Source organism: Frankia sp. CeRuru1, assembly GCF_977966315.1.
The window spans coordinates 1-16817 of sequence record NZ_CDWWEW010000068.1; the positions used below are offsets into that span (position 1 = coordinate 1).

General features: G+C 69.9%; 14 protein-coding genes and 1 pseudogene. 5 read left to right on the plus strand and 10 right to left on the minus strand.

All coding sequences use genetic code 11. The features are described from left to right. The coding region (locus tag AC08OP_RS07565; protein ID WP_476613534.1) for a serine/threonine-protein kinase at positions 1-1144 on the minus strand (1144 nt) is incomplete at its 3' end. A 187-nt stretch (positions 1145-1331) separates the two neighbouring features. On the opposite strand from AC08OP_RS07565, the gene AC08OP_RS07570 reads away from it, so the two are divergent. After that, a complete protein-coding gene (locus AC08OP_RS07570; protein WP_476613535.1) occupies positions 1332-2150 on the plus strand; it encodes a class I SAM-dependent methyltransferase in 819 nt (272 codons plus the stop codon). A gap of 95 nt (positions 2151-2245) precedes the next feature. Here AC08OP_RS07570 and AC08OP_RS07575 read toward each other — a convergent pair whose 3' ends face one another. The 3 genes from AC08OP_RS07575 to AC08OP_RS07585 all read right to left on the minus strand — a co-directional run bounded on the left by AC08OP_RS07575 (position 2246) and on the right by AC08OP_RS07585 (position 5295). Next, positions 2246-3313, minus strand: a complete 1068-nt coding sequence (locus AC08OP_RS07575; protein WP_462188263.1) for a hemolysin family protein — start codon at positions 3311-3313, stop codon at positions 2246-2248. Next, positions 3310-4776, minus strand: a complete 1467-nt coding sequence (locus AC08OP_RS07580) for a hemolysin family protein (RefSeq protein ID WP_476613536.1) — start codon at positions 4774-4776, stop codon at positions 3310-3312. The genes AC08OP_RS07575 and AC08OP_RS07580 overlap by 4 nt, the downstream gene beginning before the upstream one ends. 204 nt (positions 4777-4980) lie before the next feature. After that, entirely contained in the window at positions 4981-5295 is a 315-nt protein-coding gene (locus AC08OP_RS07585) for a hypothetical protein (RefSeq protein WP_476613537.1), read from the minus strand. Positions 5296-5310: 15 nt separating this feature from the next. Between AC08OP_RS07585 and AC08OP_RS07590 the strand changes: the two genes are divergently transcribed. Continuing rightward, positions 5311-5835, plus strand: coding sequence for a DUF4232 domain-containing protein (locus tag AC08OP_RS07590; RefSeq protein WP_476613538.1), 525 nt, complete (start codon positions 5311-5313; stop codon positions 5833-5835). 81 nt (positions 5836-5916) lie between these two features. On the opposite strand, the gene AC08OP_RS07595 is transcribed toward AC08OP_RS07590, so the two are convergent. The 6 genes and pseudogenes from AC08OP_RS07595 to metK all read right to left on the minus strand — a co-directional run bounded on the left by AC08OP_RS07595 (position 5917) and on the right by metK (position 12359). Then, on the minus strand, positions 5917-7110 hold the full coding sequence (locus tag AC08OP_RS07595) for a thiolase family protein (protein ID WP_476613539.1): 1194 nt from the start codon (positions 7108-7110) through the stop codon (positions 5917-5919). Between the two features lie 168 nt (positions 7111-7278). Continuing rightward, positions 7279-8508 carry a TAXI family TRAP transporter solute-binding subunit gene (locus tag AC08OP_RS07600; RefSeq protein WP_476613540.1) on the minus strand — a complete coding sequence of 410 codons (1230 nt, stop codon included), beginning with the start codon at positions 8506-8508 and terminating at the stop codon, positions 7279-7281. A gap of 204 nt (positions 8509-8712) precedes the next feature. Beyond that, the gene (locus tag AC08OP_RS07605; protein ID WP_476613541.1) at positions 8713-9651 is read right to left on the minus strand and encodes a toll/interleukin-1 receptor domain-containing protein; all 939 of its coding nucleotides are present in this window, start codon (positions 9649-9651) and stop codon (positions 8713-8715) included. Positions 9652-10051: 400 nt separating this feature from the next. Further along, positions 10052-10441 (minus strand): annotated as a pseudogene (locus AC08OP_RS07610) (ISAzo13-like element transposase-related protein); the annotation flags it as partial. Between the two features lie 22 nt (positions 10442-10463). Then, positions 10464-10925, minus strand: coding sequence for a DUF309 domain-containing protein (locus AC08OP_RS07615; RefSeq protein WP_476613542.1), 462 nt, complete (start codon positions 10923-10925; stop codon positions 10464-10466). Positions 10926-11153: 228 nt separating this feature from the next. Continuing rightward, positions 11154-12359 (minus strand): methionine adenosyltransferase, encoded by a 1206-nt coding sequence (metK, locus tag AC08OP_RS07620; RefSeq protein WP_476601779.1) that lies wholly within the window; start codon positions 12357-12359, stop codon positions 11154-11156. A 1194-nt stretch (positions 12360-13553) separates the two neighbouring features. Between metK and AC08OP_RS07625 the strand changes: the two genes are divergently transcribed. From AC08OP_RS07625 to AC08OP_RS07635, 3 genes are all read left to right on the plus strand, one after another. After that, a complete protein-coding gene (locus tag AC08OP_RS07625; RefSeq protein ID WP_476613543.1) occupies positions 13554-14903 on the plus strand; it encodes an amidohydrolase family protein in 1350 nt (449 codons plus the stop codon). Between the two features lie 218 nt (positions 14904-15121). Further along, entirely contained in the window at positions 15122-15478 is a 357-nt protein-coding gene (locus tag AC08OP_RS07630; RefSeq protein ID WP_476613544.1) for a four-helix bundle copper-binding protein, read from the plus strand. A gap of 706 nt (positions 15479-16184) precedes the next feature. Next, positions 16185-16649: an alpha/beta fold hydrolase gene (locus tag AC08OP_RS07635; protein ID WP_462186044.1), complete on the plus strand. Its 465-nt coding sequence runs from the start codon at positions 16185-16187 to the stop codon at positions 16647-16649. Positions 16650-16817: the final 168 nt, after the last annotated feature.

The window sequence follows — 16817 nt, forward strand, 5'->3', positions numbered from 1 at the left end:
GGGCTGGAATCGGCGGCGGGGTCCGGGCGGGAATCGGCGGCGGCGGGGCGACAGGCGGCGGGGACAGCTGGGTAACGGGCATGTCCGCCACGTTCGCGGCGGTGCTGCCCGTGCTGCCCGTGCTGCCGGGCCGCTCCGGCCTGGGCGCCGGCCCCTTGGCGCCTGATGGCCGGCGCCGGGCCCAGCGGCGGGCACGTCCGGTGGGCTGCGCGGTGCCAGGCGGTCCGGGCGGTCTGGTGCCGGGCTCCGGGCGCGCGGGGAGGCTACCCCCGCCGATCAGCGCTGTCCGCAGCTCCTCCGCGCTCGGCCGGGCCGCCGGGTCCTTCGCCATCGCGATCTCGACGAGGTTGCGCAGCTCGCCGCCAACTCCGTCGAGCCGCGGTGGCTCGTTGACGATGCGGTAAAGAATGGCGTCGATGCGACCGGTGCCGAACGGCGCGTGCCCGGTGGCGGCGAAGATCATGACGGCGCCCCAGGCGAAGACGTCGACCGCCGAGGTGATTGGTGCGTCGAGGATCTGCTCCGGGGACATGTAACCGGGCGTACCGATGGCATGCCGGACGTTGTGGCTCAGGTCGGTGTCCGCGTTGAACTCGCGGGCCAGACCGAAGTCGATCACCTTGGGGCCGACCGGGGACAGCAGGACGTTGCCGGGGGTGAGGTCGCGGTGCACGATCCCGGCCGCGTGGATGGCGCTCAGGGCGGTCGTCACGCTGACTGCGAGCTGTTCGAGATCGGCGGGCCGCAGCGGCCCCCGCACGGAGACGCGCCTCGACAGCGTCGGACCCTCGACGAACTCGGTCACGAGATAGGGCTGGGGCCCGTATGGATCTGCGTCCAGCACGGCGGCCGTGGTGAACCGGCGGACCCGGCGGGCACTCTCGGCCTCGCGGGCGAACCGGGCGCGGAATTCGGGCCGTTGCGCGAGCTCCGGCCTGATCATCTTGATCGCGACGGCGCTTCCGTCGGGTGCCCGGCCGAGGAAGACGGTGCCCATGCCGCCCTGCCCGAGCCGGCCGATCACCTGGTAGACCCCGAGCCGCCGCGGATCGGTCAGCTGGAGCGGGCGCACGGCGTCGCCGGGCAGCGGAGGTGGTGTCGCCCCCGTCACCGTGCCCCACTCCCGTAGTGGGACAACGGCCACGCACGCCCTGCCCCGCTCCCAAGGTGCGCCGAGACCGGCGACCTTCTCAGATACGGCGGATGCCTGGACCGGCGCGGGCGCACAGGCAGAGTATCGCAGTAAAGGATGGAAGATCGCAGTATGGACAGAACCAGTATGGACGGAATATAGCGCAATACCGGCAAAGATGCATGATCTGGGAGGCCCTGTGCTCCGCCGCGCGGCAAAGTTCGACGTGACACTGACCCCGACCTCGCGGTCCCTGCTCGCCCCGGTCTCCGAGGAGCCACGGCGGTTGCTGCTCGACCGGGCCCTCGACGAGTTCGTCGCCGATCTCAGCGCGCTGGACGAGACGGCCGGCACGATGGTGGCCGGGGCGCCTCGTCCGACGATCGACACAGCCATCGACGCGGCGGTCCCCTCGGTGGTCGAGGGCACGCTGCTCGTCTCCGGCCAGGAGGTGATGCAGACCTGGGAGGCGCCGTTGATGCGGGCGCTGGCCGCCGAGGTGACCCAGCCGGGCGGTACCGTCCTCGAGGTCGGGTTCGGCCTGGGCCTGTCCGCCGGGTTCGTCCAGGAGATCGGCCCGGCCCGGCACACGATCATCGAGGCGAACCCGGCCACGGTGCGCGTCGCCGAGCAGTGGGCCCGCCCCGCGGGGCGCCGCGGGGTGGAGATCATCACCGGGCGTTGGCAGGAGGCCATACCCGGCCTCGGCCGGTTTGACGGCATCCTCTTTGACACCTATCCCCTCGACGAGACCGAGGTCGACGAGTATTTCGTGCGCAGCCCCACCTTCGCCGAGCACTTCTTCGCGCACGCCGCCGACCACCTGGCCGACGGCGGTTCGTTCACCTACTACTCGAACGAGATCGACTCGGTGTCCCGGCGGCATCAGCGGGCCCTGCTCCGCCACTTCCGCACCTTCAGCGTGCGTGTCGTCGACGGCCTGCAGCCGCCGACGGACTGCAGCTACTGGTGGGCGCCGTCGATGGCGGTCATCGTCGCCCGGGAACCCCGCCGCTGATCCCCACCTTGCCTATCCAGAGGGATAAATCGGACACCGAAGCCTCTGGATAGGCAAGGTAACCGGGAGATACGGGAGATACGGGACCGAACGGTTCAGGCGGGCTGGTGGGTGGGGATCACGACCGTGCGAACGGCGTCGTCGCGGATCTCCCCGACCAGCTCCTCCAGGATGTCCTCCAGCGCGACGAGCCCGAGGACCGTACCGTCGGCGTCGGTGACCCTGGCCAGATGCGCGCCGGAGTGCTGCATCGTCGCCAGCGCCGTCCGCAGGTTGTCGTCGGCGCCGACTCGGGCTAGCGGCCGGGTCCACTTGGCCGCGACCGGGCTGGACCGCCGCTCCGGCCGGGTCTCCAGCACGTCCTTGAGGTGCAGGTAGCCGATCAGCCCGCCCTCGGGGTCCCGCACCGGGAAGCGGGTGAATCCGGTGCGCGCGGCGAGCTGTTCGACCTGCCGGGGAGTGACCGCCGGGGACACGGTGACCAGCCCGTCCGGCGGGAGCAGGACGGCACGCGCGGTGCGTTCCTCGAACGACAGCGCCCCGGTCAGCAGGTCGTGTTCATCCTCGGCGAGCAGACCCTCCCGATGCGACTCCTCGATGAGTCCGGCGACCTCGTCGCGGGTGAAGACGCTCGCGATCTCGTCCTTCGGTTCGACGCCGACGAGCCGCAACGACACGGCCGCGATCGTGTTGAGCAGCGCGATGACCGGTTTGCCGCAGCGGACGACTCCGACCAGGAGTGGGGCGAGCAGCAGGACCGCACGCTCCGGCATCGCCAGCGCGATGTTCTTCGGGACCATCTCGCCGACGACCACGTGCAGGAAGGTCACCAGGCCCAGCGCGATGGCGAAGGCCACCGGGTGCAGCAGGGCGGAGGGCATCCCGGCCGCCTCGAATGGTCCGCGGAGCAGATGCGCGACCGCCGGTTCCCCGAGAGCGCCGAGGCCCAGGGTGCAGACGGTGATGCCGAGCTGCGCCCCGGCGAGCATCAGCGAGACGTTCTCCATCGCCCCAAGGGTGATCTTCGCCAGCCGCGAGCCCGCCTCGGCCATCGGCTCCAAGCTCGACCGCCGGGCCGAGATCAGCGCGAACTCGGCCCCGACGAACAGCGCGTTCAGCGCCAGCAGGACGACGGTGGCGACGATCGCCAGCAGGTCGGTCATCCCCACCCCGCCCTTCCGACCGAGGCGGTCTCGGCATCCTCAGCCTCCTCGGTCTCCTCGGCCTCCTCAGCGGCCGGGCCTGCCGGGCCTGCCGGGCCTGTGCCGGGTCGGCGATCCGCGGGGTCCGCGACCGGCGGGTCCGTATCCCTCTCCGGCGTGGCGCCCGTCGGCGCGATCGGATCCAGGCGGATCCGGTCGACCCGCCGGCCGTCCATCCGCTCGACGGTGTACCGCACGCCCTCCACGGCCGCCGTGTCGCCCGCCCCGGGGATGCGTCCCAGCGCCCGGGCCATCAGACCGCCCAGGGTCTGGTAGGTGTCGTCCGCGGGGATGTCGATCCCCGTGACGTTGCGGGCCTCCTCCGGGCGCAGCAGGCCGGAGAGCAGCCAGCTGCCGTCCCGTCGGCGCAGGGCGCGCGGGCTGACCCGATCGTGTTCGTCGACAACGTCGCCGACGATCTCCTCGATGAGGTCCTCGGCAGTGACCAGTCCGTCGGTGCCGCCGAACTCGTCGACCACGATCGCCATCTGCATGCCGCCGGCACGCAGTGTCTCCAGCAAGGGGTCGAGCAGGATCGTCGAGGGCACGGTCACCGGCGGGACCATCACGTCGCGTACCGGGGTATGGTCCCGGGCGTCCTCGGGGACGGCGACCGCGTTCTTCACATGGATGAGGCCCACGACGTCGTCGCTGTCCGTGCCGAGTACCGGGAAGCGGGAGTGCCCGGTGCGCCGGGTGAGGGTGATAACCTCGCTGACCGGTTCGTCGGCATGGACGGTGCGCATGCGCATCCGGGGTGTCATGACGTCCTCGGCGGTCCGGTCACCGAACAGCAGGGAGCGCTGCACCAGCGTCGCCGTCTCGTGGGAGAGGGTGCCGTGCTCGGCAGACCGCCCGACGAGGGAGAACAGCTCCTGAGCCGAACGGGCCGAGGCCAGCTCCTCGCGTGGCGAGATGCCGAGGCGGTGCAGCACCGCGTTCGCCGTGGTGTTCAGCGAGCGGATCAGCGGGCCGGTGGCCTTCGTGAAGGCACGCTGGGGAGCCTGCACCGCCAACGCGGTGCCGAGGGGATGGGCGATCGCCAGGTTCTTCGGGATCAGCTCGCCGTACACCATCGTCAGGCCTGTCGCGAGGACCAGGGCGATCGCCACCGACGCCGCCCGGGCGAGCCCGTCCGGGGCGCCGAGCGAGGTGATCGGCCCCTCGAGTAGCCCTGCGATGGCGGGCTCCGCCAGAAAACCGATCGCCAGGTTGGTGATGGTGATTCCGAGCTGGGCGCCGGACAGCTGGGTGGACAGACCGCGCAGTGCGGTGAGTACCCCGCGGGCGCCCCGATCATCGCGCTCGGCGGCCCGCTCCACCGAGGGCCGGTCCACCGTGACGAAAGCGAACTCGGCCGCGACGAAAACGCCGCAGGCGGCCACGAGCACCAGGCTGAGTACCAACAGAAGCGCCTCGATCATCGGTCGACCCCCGCGGGCGCTTCCTCGCGCGTGGGTCGGCCGGAACTACACCCGGCATCTTCGGAGACTTTCATGATCCCTTCCGGTCGGTGCGGGGCGACCCGGCCCGCGGGCCTACCCCGTCACGCGGCAACAACGCGCTTCATAGCCCGTTCGTTTCACGATGACCTCTGGTCGGCGCACGGTCCAGACCCTGAGTAGGCCTCAGTAGAAGATCACTGTGTGGGCCAGCCGGCCAGCCGGCCAGCCGGCCAGCCAGCCAGCCAGCCGGCCAGCCGGTCCGGTGTCGTGGCCCGGCCGGCCCGGTACTGGAGAACGGTCGATCGGCGGGCGTGGGCCGGACGCGATGGTGAGGAACCGGACGCGCCGATGAGAACAAGAGCCCTGGAGCACGATATGACGGATCCCCGACGGTGTCACGGAGGGTAGCAGCGGGAAGGGATTGGGTGACATCACCGGGTGGCTTGCCAGCTCGCCGGCTCGCCGCGCGACGAGGAGGTCGTCATGCACAGGTCTCATGGGAGGGTTTTTCCGGTGGTACTCGCCCTGGCCGCGACGGCGATCCTCGTCGCCGGATGCGGCCCGGGCCCGGGCGGCGGCGGGGGCACCGCGGTGGCGGCTCCGGCGACGCCCGTGGCGGCCCGGTGCCGGACCGCTCAACTTGCTCTGAGCAGCATCGACCGCCAGGGAACCGCGGGCAGCGACTACGAACGGCTGGTCCTGACCAACATCGGTCACAGCCCCTGCGTGGTACGCGGATTCCCTGGCGTGTCGTTCGTGGACGCGGCCGGCCGGCAGGTGGGCGCGGCGGCGGAGCACACGGGGCCGGTGGGCGCGCCGGTGCGGCTCGTGCCCGGGGGCGCCGCGACGGCGGTCCTGCGCATCCTGCATCTCGGCGTGGCGGAAGGCTGCACACCTCCCTCGGGGACCGCGCCGGTCGCCGCGCTGCGCGTGTACCCGCCGGGGAACACCGAGGCGCTGCGGCTGACCGGCCCGGACACGCGGGCATGCCGGGATCCCGCCGTGCGGCAGCTCACCGTGGCCGCGTTCACGGCGTGACCGGGCCGGCTCCCAGGGTGCCCAGGGCGATGCCGGTGGATCGGCCGGTGGATCGGCCGGTGTGAGGTCGGCCGGTGGAGGTCAGAGCCGTTCGATGATGGTGGCGTTGGCCAGGCCGCCGCCCTCGCACATCGTCTGCAGGCCGTAACGGCCGCCGGTGGCCTCCAGGTAGTTGAGCATCGTGGTGAGCAGGCGGGTGCCCGATCCACCCAGTGGGTGGCCCAGCGCGATGGCGCCCCCGCGCGGGTTGAGCTTCGCCGGGTCGGCACCGGTGTCGCGGGCCCACATGAGCGGCACGGGCGCGAACGCCTCGTTGACCTCGAAGGTGTCGATGTCGTCGATGCTCAGACCGGCGCGCTTGAGCGCCTTGCGGGTCGCCGGGATCGGCGCGGTCAGCATGAGTAACGGGTCATCCCCGGCGAGCGCGAACGTGTGGAACCGGGCCCGTGGCCGCAGGCCGAGCTCGTTCGCCCTGGTCTCGCTCATGATCAGGACGGCCGAGGCGCCGTCGGTCAGCGGGGAGGAGTTACCCGGGGTGATGTTCCAGGTGATTTCCGGGAAGCGGGCAGCGTACGCCTCGGTGTAGAAGGACGGCTTGAGCTTCGCCAGCGTCTCAACGGTCGTGGTCGCTCGGACCGTCTCGTCCACGGTGTGCTGGGCTGTCGTGCCGTCCGGAAGGGTGATCTCGACCGGGACGATCTCCCCGGTGAAGTCCCCCGCCGCGGCGGAGGCCGCCGCGAGCTGGTGCGACCGCGCGGAGAAGATGTCCAGGTCCTCCCGGTTGATCTTCCATCGGGCGCTGACGAGCTCCGCGCCGATGCCCTGGTGGGCCAGGCCCTCCGGGTAGCGGGCGTGCAGGCTCGGGCCGTTGGGGTCCTTGCCGAGGGTGGTGGAGCCCATCGGCACCCGGCTCATCGACTCCACCCCGGCGGCGATGACGATGTCGTAGGCGCCGGCGAGCACCCCCTGCGCGGCGAAATGGGCGGCCTGCTGGCTCGACCCGCACTGGCGGTCGATCGTGGTGGCCGGCACCGACTCGGGGAACCCGGCCGCCAGCACCGCGGTGCGCCCGATGTTGACGGCCTGCTCGCCGGCCTGGTCGACACACCCGGCGATGACGTCGTCAACCAGCGCCGGATCAAGGTCGTTGCGGGCGATCAGTGCCTTCAGTACGGTGGCCAGCAGCTCCACCGGATGGGTTTCGGACAGCGCCCCACCCGGCTTGCCCCGTCCCGATGCCGTGCGTACCCCATCGACGATGACTGCGTTCTCCATGGGCTCTCCCTCGTCACAACCATCACACGTCACAATCATCACAATGACGGCGGATCGACCGTTGCCCTGCCCGTGTCGCCCAGCCCGTGTCGCCTACCCGTTGCCTGGCGCTTGCCTGGATCGACGCTACGGGCCACCCTCTTGATGGGTCAACAAGTGAACCGGAGGTCAGGGGGTCGGGGTCGGGCATCCCGTCGGATAACCGAGCGCATGTGTATAGTATCTCTCCGCCGCCGGATGTAGCGGGACGTACCGGCAGATGTTGGTCGCGATGAAGGAGCCGGGAGTCGCGAAATCGAGGCGGCGCGCCTGCGCCTGCGCCTGATGGGTGGTCCACAGGGTGGCCTTGAACTCGGCGGAGTGTTCACCCATCATCCGGGCGGCGAACTCGACCAGCGCGGCGTCGGCGTACTTGCTGGCGACGATGCCGTTCGGCACCGCGATGGTCTGTGTCGGCTGGGACGGGATGATGTTGTAGTCACCCGGCTCGATGGCGGCCCTTGTGAAGACGTTGGCTCCGACATCGAGGTACTGGGAGTACCAGTCCCGCTGGATCGCCGATTGCCAGTCGTCGAGTGGCACGAATCTGATCTTCTGGTAGCTGTCGTTGTATTCCTGGACCGCCATGGTGGGAGCGCCCGCCGCCCACAGGACCGCGTCGGCGTGATCCGCACCGGTGGGATGAAGTTTCTGGAGAGCCTCGGCTATCCGGTTCCCGGTCACCGGACGGATGACGCAGCCCGCTCCTTTCACCCGGGTGATCTGACGGAACAGCACGGAGGCGATCTGGTGGGTGCCCGAGTCGAGCACTCCGCTTTCGACCGTCTTGCCGCACAGATCGTCCGCGCTATGAATGCTGGAGTTGGTCGGGACGATGAGCTGGAGAACGTCGTAGTAGATCTGGCCGACGAGGCGTAGGCCCTCGACGGCCCCGTCGGTGAAGTCGCCTCGGCCGTTTTGAGCGTCCACCACCACATTGAGCTGGGCCAGCGCGAGAGTGCAGTGCTGGTTCTCCGGAACTCCGAGATTCTTGAGGTTCTGGGACGTCCCGTTCGTGTCCGAATCGGGAGAGGCGCGCCACCCGTTGCCGCCGTTCAGCGCCGGATCATTGATGAGCTTCGCGAGTGTGCTCGCGTACTGCGAGTAGGAGGTGCGGGGCTGGCCGGCGATGATCCGCACGGTCGTGCACGTGGTCGAGCGCAGCCTCTTCTTCATCGGGGGATCGAGCGGCATCTGTGTCGGTGCCGCCGACCGCGTTGAGGGCGTGTTCACGAGAGTCTGGCCACGGCCGCCTTTGCCGAGGACCTGGCCGATGAAGGCGAGGACGATGGTGGTCAGGATCACCAGGACGGCGATGGCGGTGGGATGCCATCCCAGCCGCGACCGGGTATCGGACATTCGCGGCGACTCCTCGATCCGTGGGACGCTGATATCGGGCCTTGCGTGGGGCAAGCTCCAGGACACCTGTCCGCCACCGGATCGTCGCATGCCGACCATGCCGACCATGCCGACCATGCCGCGCAGAGCGCCTTGGGCCGAGAACGGCCGATTCTTGCTCTTGTACCTGATCCCCGAGGGCTACGGAGTAATGACAGATTTACTTTAAGTATCAGACTCTATGATCGCAGTCGGGGCCGGGTGCGCCGGATCGGTCGGTGGTGCTGGGCGGGGTAGGCGCATGCCGATGGTGAAGATGGCCGAGAGCGTCACCGCGCCCAGTACCTCGGCCACGACCGCCCACGTGCGGCCGTAGGTGATTTCCATCCCCCCGACTGCGCCCACCGCGCAGGCCCAGCCAACCACCAGCATCGCGGTAAGGTCCGTCGGAGGGAATAGCATAACGGTGGGGACGGCCGCGATGAGCGCGGCGGCGAGTGAGCCGACCAGCACTCCGCCAGGGCTGTCTGCCACCTGGAAGGGGATTCCGATGACGATGGCCGCGGCGAGCGTCGGAAGCATGACCCACTTCCGCGTGAGCGCGGTGAGGATGGCGCCGACCGCCCGGCGCTGTTCCGGCACCTTCGGCGGGAATGCGGGCTGTGAGGTGATCGGGCGTTGCGCGGCCGGTGGCGCGATCTCGGTGCGCTGGGCCTGGGGGAAGTACGGAGGCTCCTTGGGCGTGAGATTGCCCTTTTCCCATGCCGAGCGGACATTGCGCAGCAGCTGCTCCCGGGCGGCGTTCTCGTTGTCGAGGCCTATGAGGTCGAAGTGGACCAGCTGCCGGAGTATCCCGGTAGGGGTGCATTCCGCTATCCGCACCGGGATGAGCTTACGGCGGTTGCCCTCGGGATCGTATTCGAACGCCGCCTGCCATTCTGCCCGGCAGTACGGGGAATTCAGATACTCGGGCGAGAGCACCGCGATCGTGTGCCGGCAGTTCTCCACCCCCTGACCCATGTCCCTGACCCAGTTGCGGCCGGGGCCGATATGCCAGGCCTGAAGAAACACGCGATAACCGACCTCCTGTAGCTGCCAGGCGATCCATTCGGCCCAGTCCCGGTCGCGCTGGCAGTAGCTGATGAAGAAGTCGCCCTGGTCCACTCGATTCCCACCTGTGAAATCCTCCGCACTGCTCTCTCCAGCTGAAGGATAATCGTACCGCCGTTCCGGGATGAATGCCACCGTTCTGCCCCGCTGCGGCGGGGCAGAACGGGCAGGTGGTGCGCCGCGGGGTGGTGCGGTGGGGTCAACCGACGGGGCGGGGCTCGCCGTCGGCCGGGGCGGCCACGCCCCCAGGGTCTTGGCACGTTTGCTTGGTAGCGGCTCGTAGTCCGCTCCTGGGGTTGTGGGAGTGTGTGGTAGGTTTGTTCGTGGGATGCGGCCCTGAACGCAATGTCATGTAGCCTAAGTTGATCATGTGGTGCAGGGTTGAGCGTGTGGAGCGGGTGTGTCAAGAAAACGGCTCTGTCGCACATCTGGTGGTCGTTGACATGACCTGCTATACCACGTGCCCGGACCGGGTCAGCTCCCCCCGCCAGCATGCGGGTCGATTTCACCGTCCATCGCAGCGGCGACTCCGGGTCCCCCGCTGGTCGGGCTCGACCAGCGCGAGCAGCGCGTCCACCAGGCGCGGGTCCTTCTCCCGCAGCGGTCTGCGGCCCGCGCCCGCCGTGCGGACCCGCCCGGACGGAGGCTGGCCACTGTCCAACTCCGCCGCCCCGCGCGAGACGGTGTCCTCCGAGGCCCCCGCTGTCCGGGTCACCAGACGAATCCCGCCATGCCCCAACGCCCTGGCATCCGCCCCTAGCACCAGCCGCCGCCGACGCTCGTCCAGATGCGGCAGCAACACCGCGAACTTCTCCGCTAGGACCTCGTCGGTCCCCTCCCTCACAGAGTATGGTCAAAAGCCGAAGTTATTTTCCGGCGGCTCCCTGGTCCGGGGCGGTGATGCACGGTAATTCGGGATGGGCCTGGCCGGTGTCGGCGATCCGCAGGTCCACCCAGGCGAGCAGACCAGGAACGGCTACGCCGTGCGGAGGCCGGTCCGCGTAGGGGGCGAGGTTCGCCGCGCCGCGCCGCAGCACGGCCACGCCGCCCTTGACGTTGCCGCGGGCCAGATGGGTGACGCCGACGGCGAGCTGTGCCAGCCCGCGCCACAGCCCGCGCTCGCCGGGGTCGGTCTCCGGACTCTTCCAGACGGCCTCGAGTACCTCGTGTGCCTGGAAGGGAAGTCCCGCGTCGAGGAGTCGCTGGGCCTCGGCGAGTGCCGCGGCCGGCGGTAGCGGGGCCGAGGAGGCGAGCGGCGGCACGCCGGTCTCGCCGTGGGGAAGAGGGCGGCCCAGCGCGTCCCGGGGCCGTTCCCCGGGCCGGGACACCCCGGACCCTGGTTCAGTCGCGGGGTGTGCCCGGGGGACGGGGCGTGTTCCGGGCAGCGGCCGTGTTCCGGACGGTGCGCGTCGTCCGGACCGGTCCGAAGTGGTCATGCGGTCCACTCTGACCGCCCCTAGCGGGTGGCGCCTCCCGTAGCCGCGCGGACCGGAGTCGTCGCCAGGCAAGACCTGGGGCGCGGTGTCGGCGTCCGCTGGTGTCAGCGTCCGCCGGGGTCAGCGGCTGATTGCGGCGCGCAGCGCGTCGGCGCGGTCCGTGCGCTCCCAGGTGAAGTCGGGCAGCGTCCGACCGAAGTGGCCGTAGGAGGCAGTCTGCCCGTAGATCGGCCGTAGCAGGTCGAGGTCCCGGATGATGGCGGCCGGGCGCAAGTCGAAGACCTCCGAGACGGCCCGCGCGATCTCCGGCACCGGCACGGTCTCGGTGCCGAAGGTCTCGACGAACAAGCCTACCGGCTCGGCCTTGCCGATGGCGTAGGCAACCTGCAGCTCCGCCCGTCGGGCGAGGCCGGCCGCGACGACGTTCTTGGCGACCCAGCGCAGCGCGTAGGCGGCCGAACGGTCGACCTTGGACGGGTCCTTGCCGGAGAAAGCACCGCCGCCATGACGGGCGTAACCGCCGTAGGTGTCAATGATGATCTTGCGGCCGGTCAGGCCCGCGTCGCCGATCGGGCCGCCGATCTCGAACCGGCCGGTCGGGTTCACGAGCAGCCGGTAGCCGTCTACCTCCAAGCCCAGGTTCTCCTCGGCCAGCCGCTTGAGCTCGGGGGCGATGACCTGGTCGCGGATGTCCGGAACCAGACGGGTGGCCAGGTCGACGTCGGCGGCGTGATGCGCGGACACGACCACCGTGTCCAACCGGACCGGGCGGTCCCCGTCGTATTCGATGGTCACCTGGGTCTTGCCGTCCGGCCGCAGGTAGGGCAGCAGGCCGGCGTGACGCACCTTCGACAGCCGCTGGGCGAGGCGGTGGGCCAGTGTGATCGGCAGCGGGAGCAGGTCGGGGGTCTCGTCGGTGGCGTAGCCGAACATGATCCCCTGGTCGCCGGCGCCCTGCTGGGCCAGCGTGTCCTCGCCGCCCTCGACCCGTGCCTCATAGGCCTTGTCGACGCCCTGGGCGATGTCCGGGGACTGGGCACCGATCGAGACCAGCACGCCGACGGTCGCGCCGTCGAAGCCGGTGGCGGCGTCGTAACCGATGTCGGTGAGGGTGCGCCGCACGACGGCGGTCACGTCGACGTGCGCGGAGCTGGTGACCTCGCCGGCCACGTGCACGTGCCCGGTGGTCAGCAGTGTCTCCACCGCGACCCGGGAGGTGGGGTCGCCGGCCAGGAACGCGTCGAGCAGGGCGTCACTGATCTGGTCGGCGAGTTTGTCCGGATGGCCTTCGGTGACCGACTCGGAGGTGAAAAGGCGACGGGACATGGAAGGATTCCTCATTTCATGGAACAAGATATGGAACAAGGTGATGTTGCGGGAGGAGGTACCGGTCGCACGGGGACATACGTGCGCGGGTGGAGCTGCGCGGGTGGATCCGCGCCGGTACATCCCTGCCGGCACTGGCTGGCCGGCACTGGCTGGCCGGCACGGTCATTTCACCAGGATCGGTGCTCGGGGTCCGGGTGCCGCGTCGGGCTCGTCGACGCCGTTGGATGTCGACGCCGTCGGATGTCGAACCGGCATGCGGGCATGCCCTCCGGGTCGGCGGGCGCCGAGGTGAGGAGAGCGGGGTGCTGGTCGCGCCGGCCTCCGGTCGCGCCGGCTCAACGGCCGGCCAGGCCGAGGGAGCGGACCGGAGCGGTGGATCTCGGGAACGCACTGAGGGTGCGCCGGGACGAGCGCGTCCGCCGCGCGGCTCAGCGCGCGGTACAGATGGCGGAACTCACCAGGGAGAAGTCGACGTGGCCACGCGTAACGAGAACGGCCGGACTGAACACCGGATGATCTCACCACGGCGGTCAACCTGCCGTCAACGCCGCAGGCCGATCGTGTGCCATTGCCTGGGCGCGCGGACGAGCCGGTGATCACCACGATCGCCTACGAGCACGCGGATCGCGTCCGTTCCTACGAGTTGCTCGCCCGTGAGCGGACCTGACCGGCTCGTCCTTCGACCCTTTGCGTCATCCGGGACCGGTGATTACGGTGGAGTGTGACGGATGACACTGAGCGCGGTTATCCGGGAGCGAGTGAATCCGGGAGCGAGTGGGAGACAAGGAGACGTCGTGTCGGACGACCGGTGCGGGATCACGGCGACGCCGTGGCCTCGGCCGGGTGGCCGCGCGGTCGAACTCACTCATCGCCGTCACATCGACACCTGCCGCGTCAACACGGCGGCCTGTCCCCGTTGACATCCGGATGACTTCCGGAACATCCGGACCTTCCGCACCCCGGCCTCGACCTTCGATCTGACATCCGCCTCCGCGCGTTTGTCGGTCGATGCTCGATCCGGCCGGAACGAGGCGCTGGAGGTCGTCGTCAACGGCAGGAACGGCGCTGGCCATGACCGATCCCCTGGCATCATCGGAACAATCCCTGACTCCGGAGCAGCCTCCGGCGCATGGGCGATCCACCGCGACGGAACGGTCCGAGTCCGGCCGCTCCGAGTCCGAGCGGTCGACGGTGCCCGGACGATCCGAGGCGGCCGAGGCCTTCGTCCTGCGGGGGGTGCACGTCCTCGACAAGACCGGGCGCTTCGGTGAGCCGACCGACGTCGCCGTCGGCGGCGGGATCATCCATGCGGTCGGCACGCGACTCGGCCTCGACCGGGACGCCGTCGACGTTGACGCCCACGACCTGTGGCTGATGCCAGGGGTCGTCGACTGCCACGCGCACGTCACGCAGTCCACCTATGATCCGTTCGAGCTGGCGACGGCGTCGCTGTCCACGCGGGTCCTGCAGACCGCCGCCGCGTTGCGGGCGTCGTTGGCGGCCGGTGTCACACACCTGCGGGACGCCGGCGGCGCCGACACCGGCATCCGGGACGCGGTCAGCGCGGGCACCGTGCCCGGACCTCGGCTCGCCGTGTCCGTCGTCGGGCTGAGCCGGTCCGGGCGGCACGGTGACGGGGCGATCATCGGTCCCGGGCTGGAGTCGGCCGAAGATGTTCTCATGCCGGACTATCCCGGCCGGCCCCCGCATACCGTTACCGAGGCGGGCAGCCTGCCGGCGTCGGTGCGGGGCGTTCTGCGTGCGGGTGCGGACTGGATCATGATCTACGCGAGCGGTGGGGTGATGTCCGCCCGGCCGGGGCAGCCCGAGCCGCAGTTCAGCCCGGTGGAGCTTGCGGCCGCCGTCGCGGAGGCCCGGCGGTACGGACGCCCGGTGATGATGCATGCCTTGGGCGAGCGGTCGATCGAGGCCGCGGTCGCCGCCGGAGCGCGGTCCATCGAGCACGGCATCGGGCTCACCGAGCCCGTGGCGGCCGCCATGGCGGCCGCCGGGGTGACGCTCGTCCCCACCCTGTCGCCCTACCAGGACCTGGCGGCGCTGGCGGCCACCGGAGTGCTGCCGGGCTGGGCGGTGGACCGGGCCGAGGCCACCGAGGCCGCGCTGGCCGGCACGATCGCGGTCGCCCGTGCGGCGGGGGTGCCGATCGCGCTCGGCAGCGACGCCCGGCACCGCACCCGGCACGGCACGAACCTGGCCGAGATCAGCCGGCTGCGCCGCGCCGGGCTCACCCCGCCCGAGGCGCTGCTCGCCGCGACCGCGACCGGAGCCCGGCTCTTCGGACTGGGGGAGGGAGCCGGCCGTATCGCCGTCGGCTCCGCCTTCGACGCGATCCTGCTCGACGCGGACCCCGGGGACCTGTCGGTCTTCGAGCGGCCGGGCGCCGTGAGCGGGGTGTTCCTTGGCGGTCGTGCGGTGCTGCCCCACCCGCGGCTGCCCGGGAACCTGGTCCGCCCCACCATGGTGATGGAAGAGGTGCCGAGAATCGCTCCCGAGCGGCCCGCGGCGTCGCCGTCCAGCTGACTCTCCCGTTTTCTAGAATGTTCACGAAATATCAAAAGAAATACCCTTAGTATGGCTTCGCGGGCTTTCGTCGGATCCGCTCTGGGACGGCGATTGACCGAGATGCGGATCGGCCCCCGAAAGCTATTGTCGTAGGGGCCCCGCTGCCGGCTGCCGTCAGGTGGCCCGGGCCATTTGCTGGTACGGGGTGCCGCGTCTCCAATGCCTGGAGGGTTCTCATGCAGCACGCTGAAATGATCAATAAGAGCATGCGGAAGGCCATCGAGGAGTGTATGTCCTGCTCGGCCCTGTGCGAGGAGACGATCTCCTACTGCATGGACATGCCGGGCGCCATGATGGAGTCGGCGAACATGCGGCTGATGATGGACTGCGCAGCCGTCACCAGGACCTGCGCCGACATGATGTGCCGGCTGTCGCCGATGCACGGGGAAATGTGCGCGATGTGCGCGCGGATCTGCGTGATGTGCGCTGAGATGTGCGAGAGGATGCCGCAGGATCAGCAGCTCGCCAAGCTCGCCGGCGCATGCCGATCCTGCGCGGAGAGCTGCAACACGATGGTGGGCGCCGCCGCCTGAGCGGCGTCCGGCCCGACGGCGCCGGGGCGTAGCCGGCGATCACCCGACTCCGCCCCGACGTCCGGGGCCGTGCAGCTGTGCGGCGGCACGTGCCACGTGCCACGTGCCACGTGGCCTCGGTCACGACTGGTGGCTACGGTTACGTATCCTCGGGCGGACATGGGGTGAAACACCTGAGTAACAATATTGACCATGTTGACAGGTAGCCGTCGGATAGGCAGAATATGGTCATGTCCTCCTGGGTGGATCGGATGACCCCCCTGGTCATCCGTGGCCACATCGATTTCCTGCGAGTGGCCTCGTCCGGTTGTCCGGCCCGGCCACTTCACGTGCTTTACTAGCCTCCTCGGCTTTCCCTCGCTCGGTGTTCTCTCTGGCGTTCTCCTTATTCATGGCCGCTCGATAGGTCTGTCTCCAGATCGTCATTGCCTGCGTGGACGCCAGCTGCCTCGGTATCGATGTCCGGTCAGTACCGGGTACATCTCTGGACGGTTTCCGATCGGAGCATGCTGTGTCATCCCTGGTTTCGTCAGCATACGTTTATCCGCGCCCCCATGGATATGTGGAGGGGCCGGGAACCCGTTACTGGCCCAGCGGTGATCCAACCCACTCGAGAAGAGCCAGTGTCGTCCTTCTCCCCGGTCGGGGAGAATCTGCCGAACATTTCGAGGGCCTGGCTTTCCGGCTCGCGCTCGACGGATATCAGGTGACGTTTCTCGACCACGGGAGAGACACCGTCCTCGCCCTTGGTGAGGCGCGTGCCCCCGAGGGTCCGTTCATCCTGCTGGGTTCGGACAGCGGGGCCCTGCGGGCGTTGGTCGGCGCCGGTTCGCCAGCCGTCCGGCCGGATGCCCTCGTGTTGCTCGACCTGCCGCTGGTGTACCGAAAGATCGCGGGCGAGGGTCCGGGACAGCCGATCCCACGGTCGCTGCCCGACCTGCCGGTCCTACTGCTCCACGCCGAGCGAGACGAGGTCAGCCCGCTTGCGCTGGTGCGCATGATGACGCGGACCGCGCGCCGGGCCCGGCTGGCGTCGCTACCCGGGGGGCGTGGCGTGCTCGCCGGCCCCGGTCGGCGTGCGGTCGGCGCGCACATCCTGCTGTTCCTCGAGAACCTCCGTGCCCCGCGGCTGGCCCCACGGCAACGGCAGCGGGACCGGCCGCTCGACTGATCTCGCCCGGTGCCGGGCGCGCCCGCGTGCCGCTCCGATCGGGGTGTGCCTCCGCGGGAGTCCCAAGCGCTCAGCAGGCGTTTCCTTGGCGGGTGCCGGCGCGAATCACGCGGGTCCATCGTCCGTCCCGTACCGCGTCGTCTGTTTTCCAACGGCGCCGGCTTCGAG

Coding starts and splice junctions, on each gene's coding strand:
- AC08OP_RS07575 (WP_462188263.1), bottom strand. CDS start 3,313: ATGACCGACCTGCTGGCGATCGTCGCCACCGTCGTCCTGCTGGCGCTG.
- AC08OP_RS07580 (WP_476613536.1), bottom strand. CDS start 4,776: ATGATCGAGGCGCTTCTGTTGGTACTCAGCCTGGTGCTCGTGGCCGCC.
- AC08OP_RS07585 (WP_476613537.1), bottom strand. CDS start 5,295: ATGAGACCTGTGCATGACGACCTCCTCGTCGCGCGGCGAGCCGGCGAG.
- AC08OP_RS07595 (WP_476613539.1), bottom strand. CDS start 7,110: ATGGAGAACGCAGTCATCGTCGATGGGGTACGCACGGCATCGGGACGG.
- AC08OP_RS07600 (WP_476613540.1), bottom strand. CDS start 8,508: ATGTCCGATACCCGGTCGCGGCTGGGATGGCATCCCACCGCCATCGCC.
- metK (WP_476601779.1), bottom strand. CDS start 12,359: ATGTCCCGTCGCCTTTTCACCTCCGAGTCGGTCACCGAAGGCCATCCG.
- AC08OP_RS07630 (WP_476613544.1), top strand. CDS start 15,122: ATGCAGCACGCTGAAATGATCAATAAGAGCATGCGGAAGGCCATCGAG.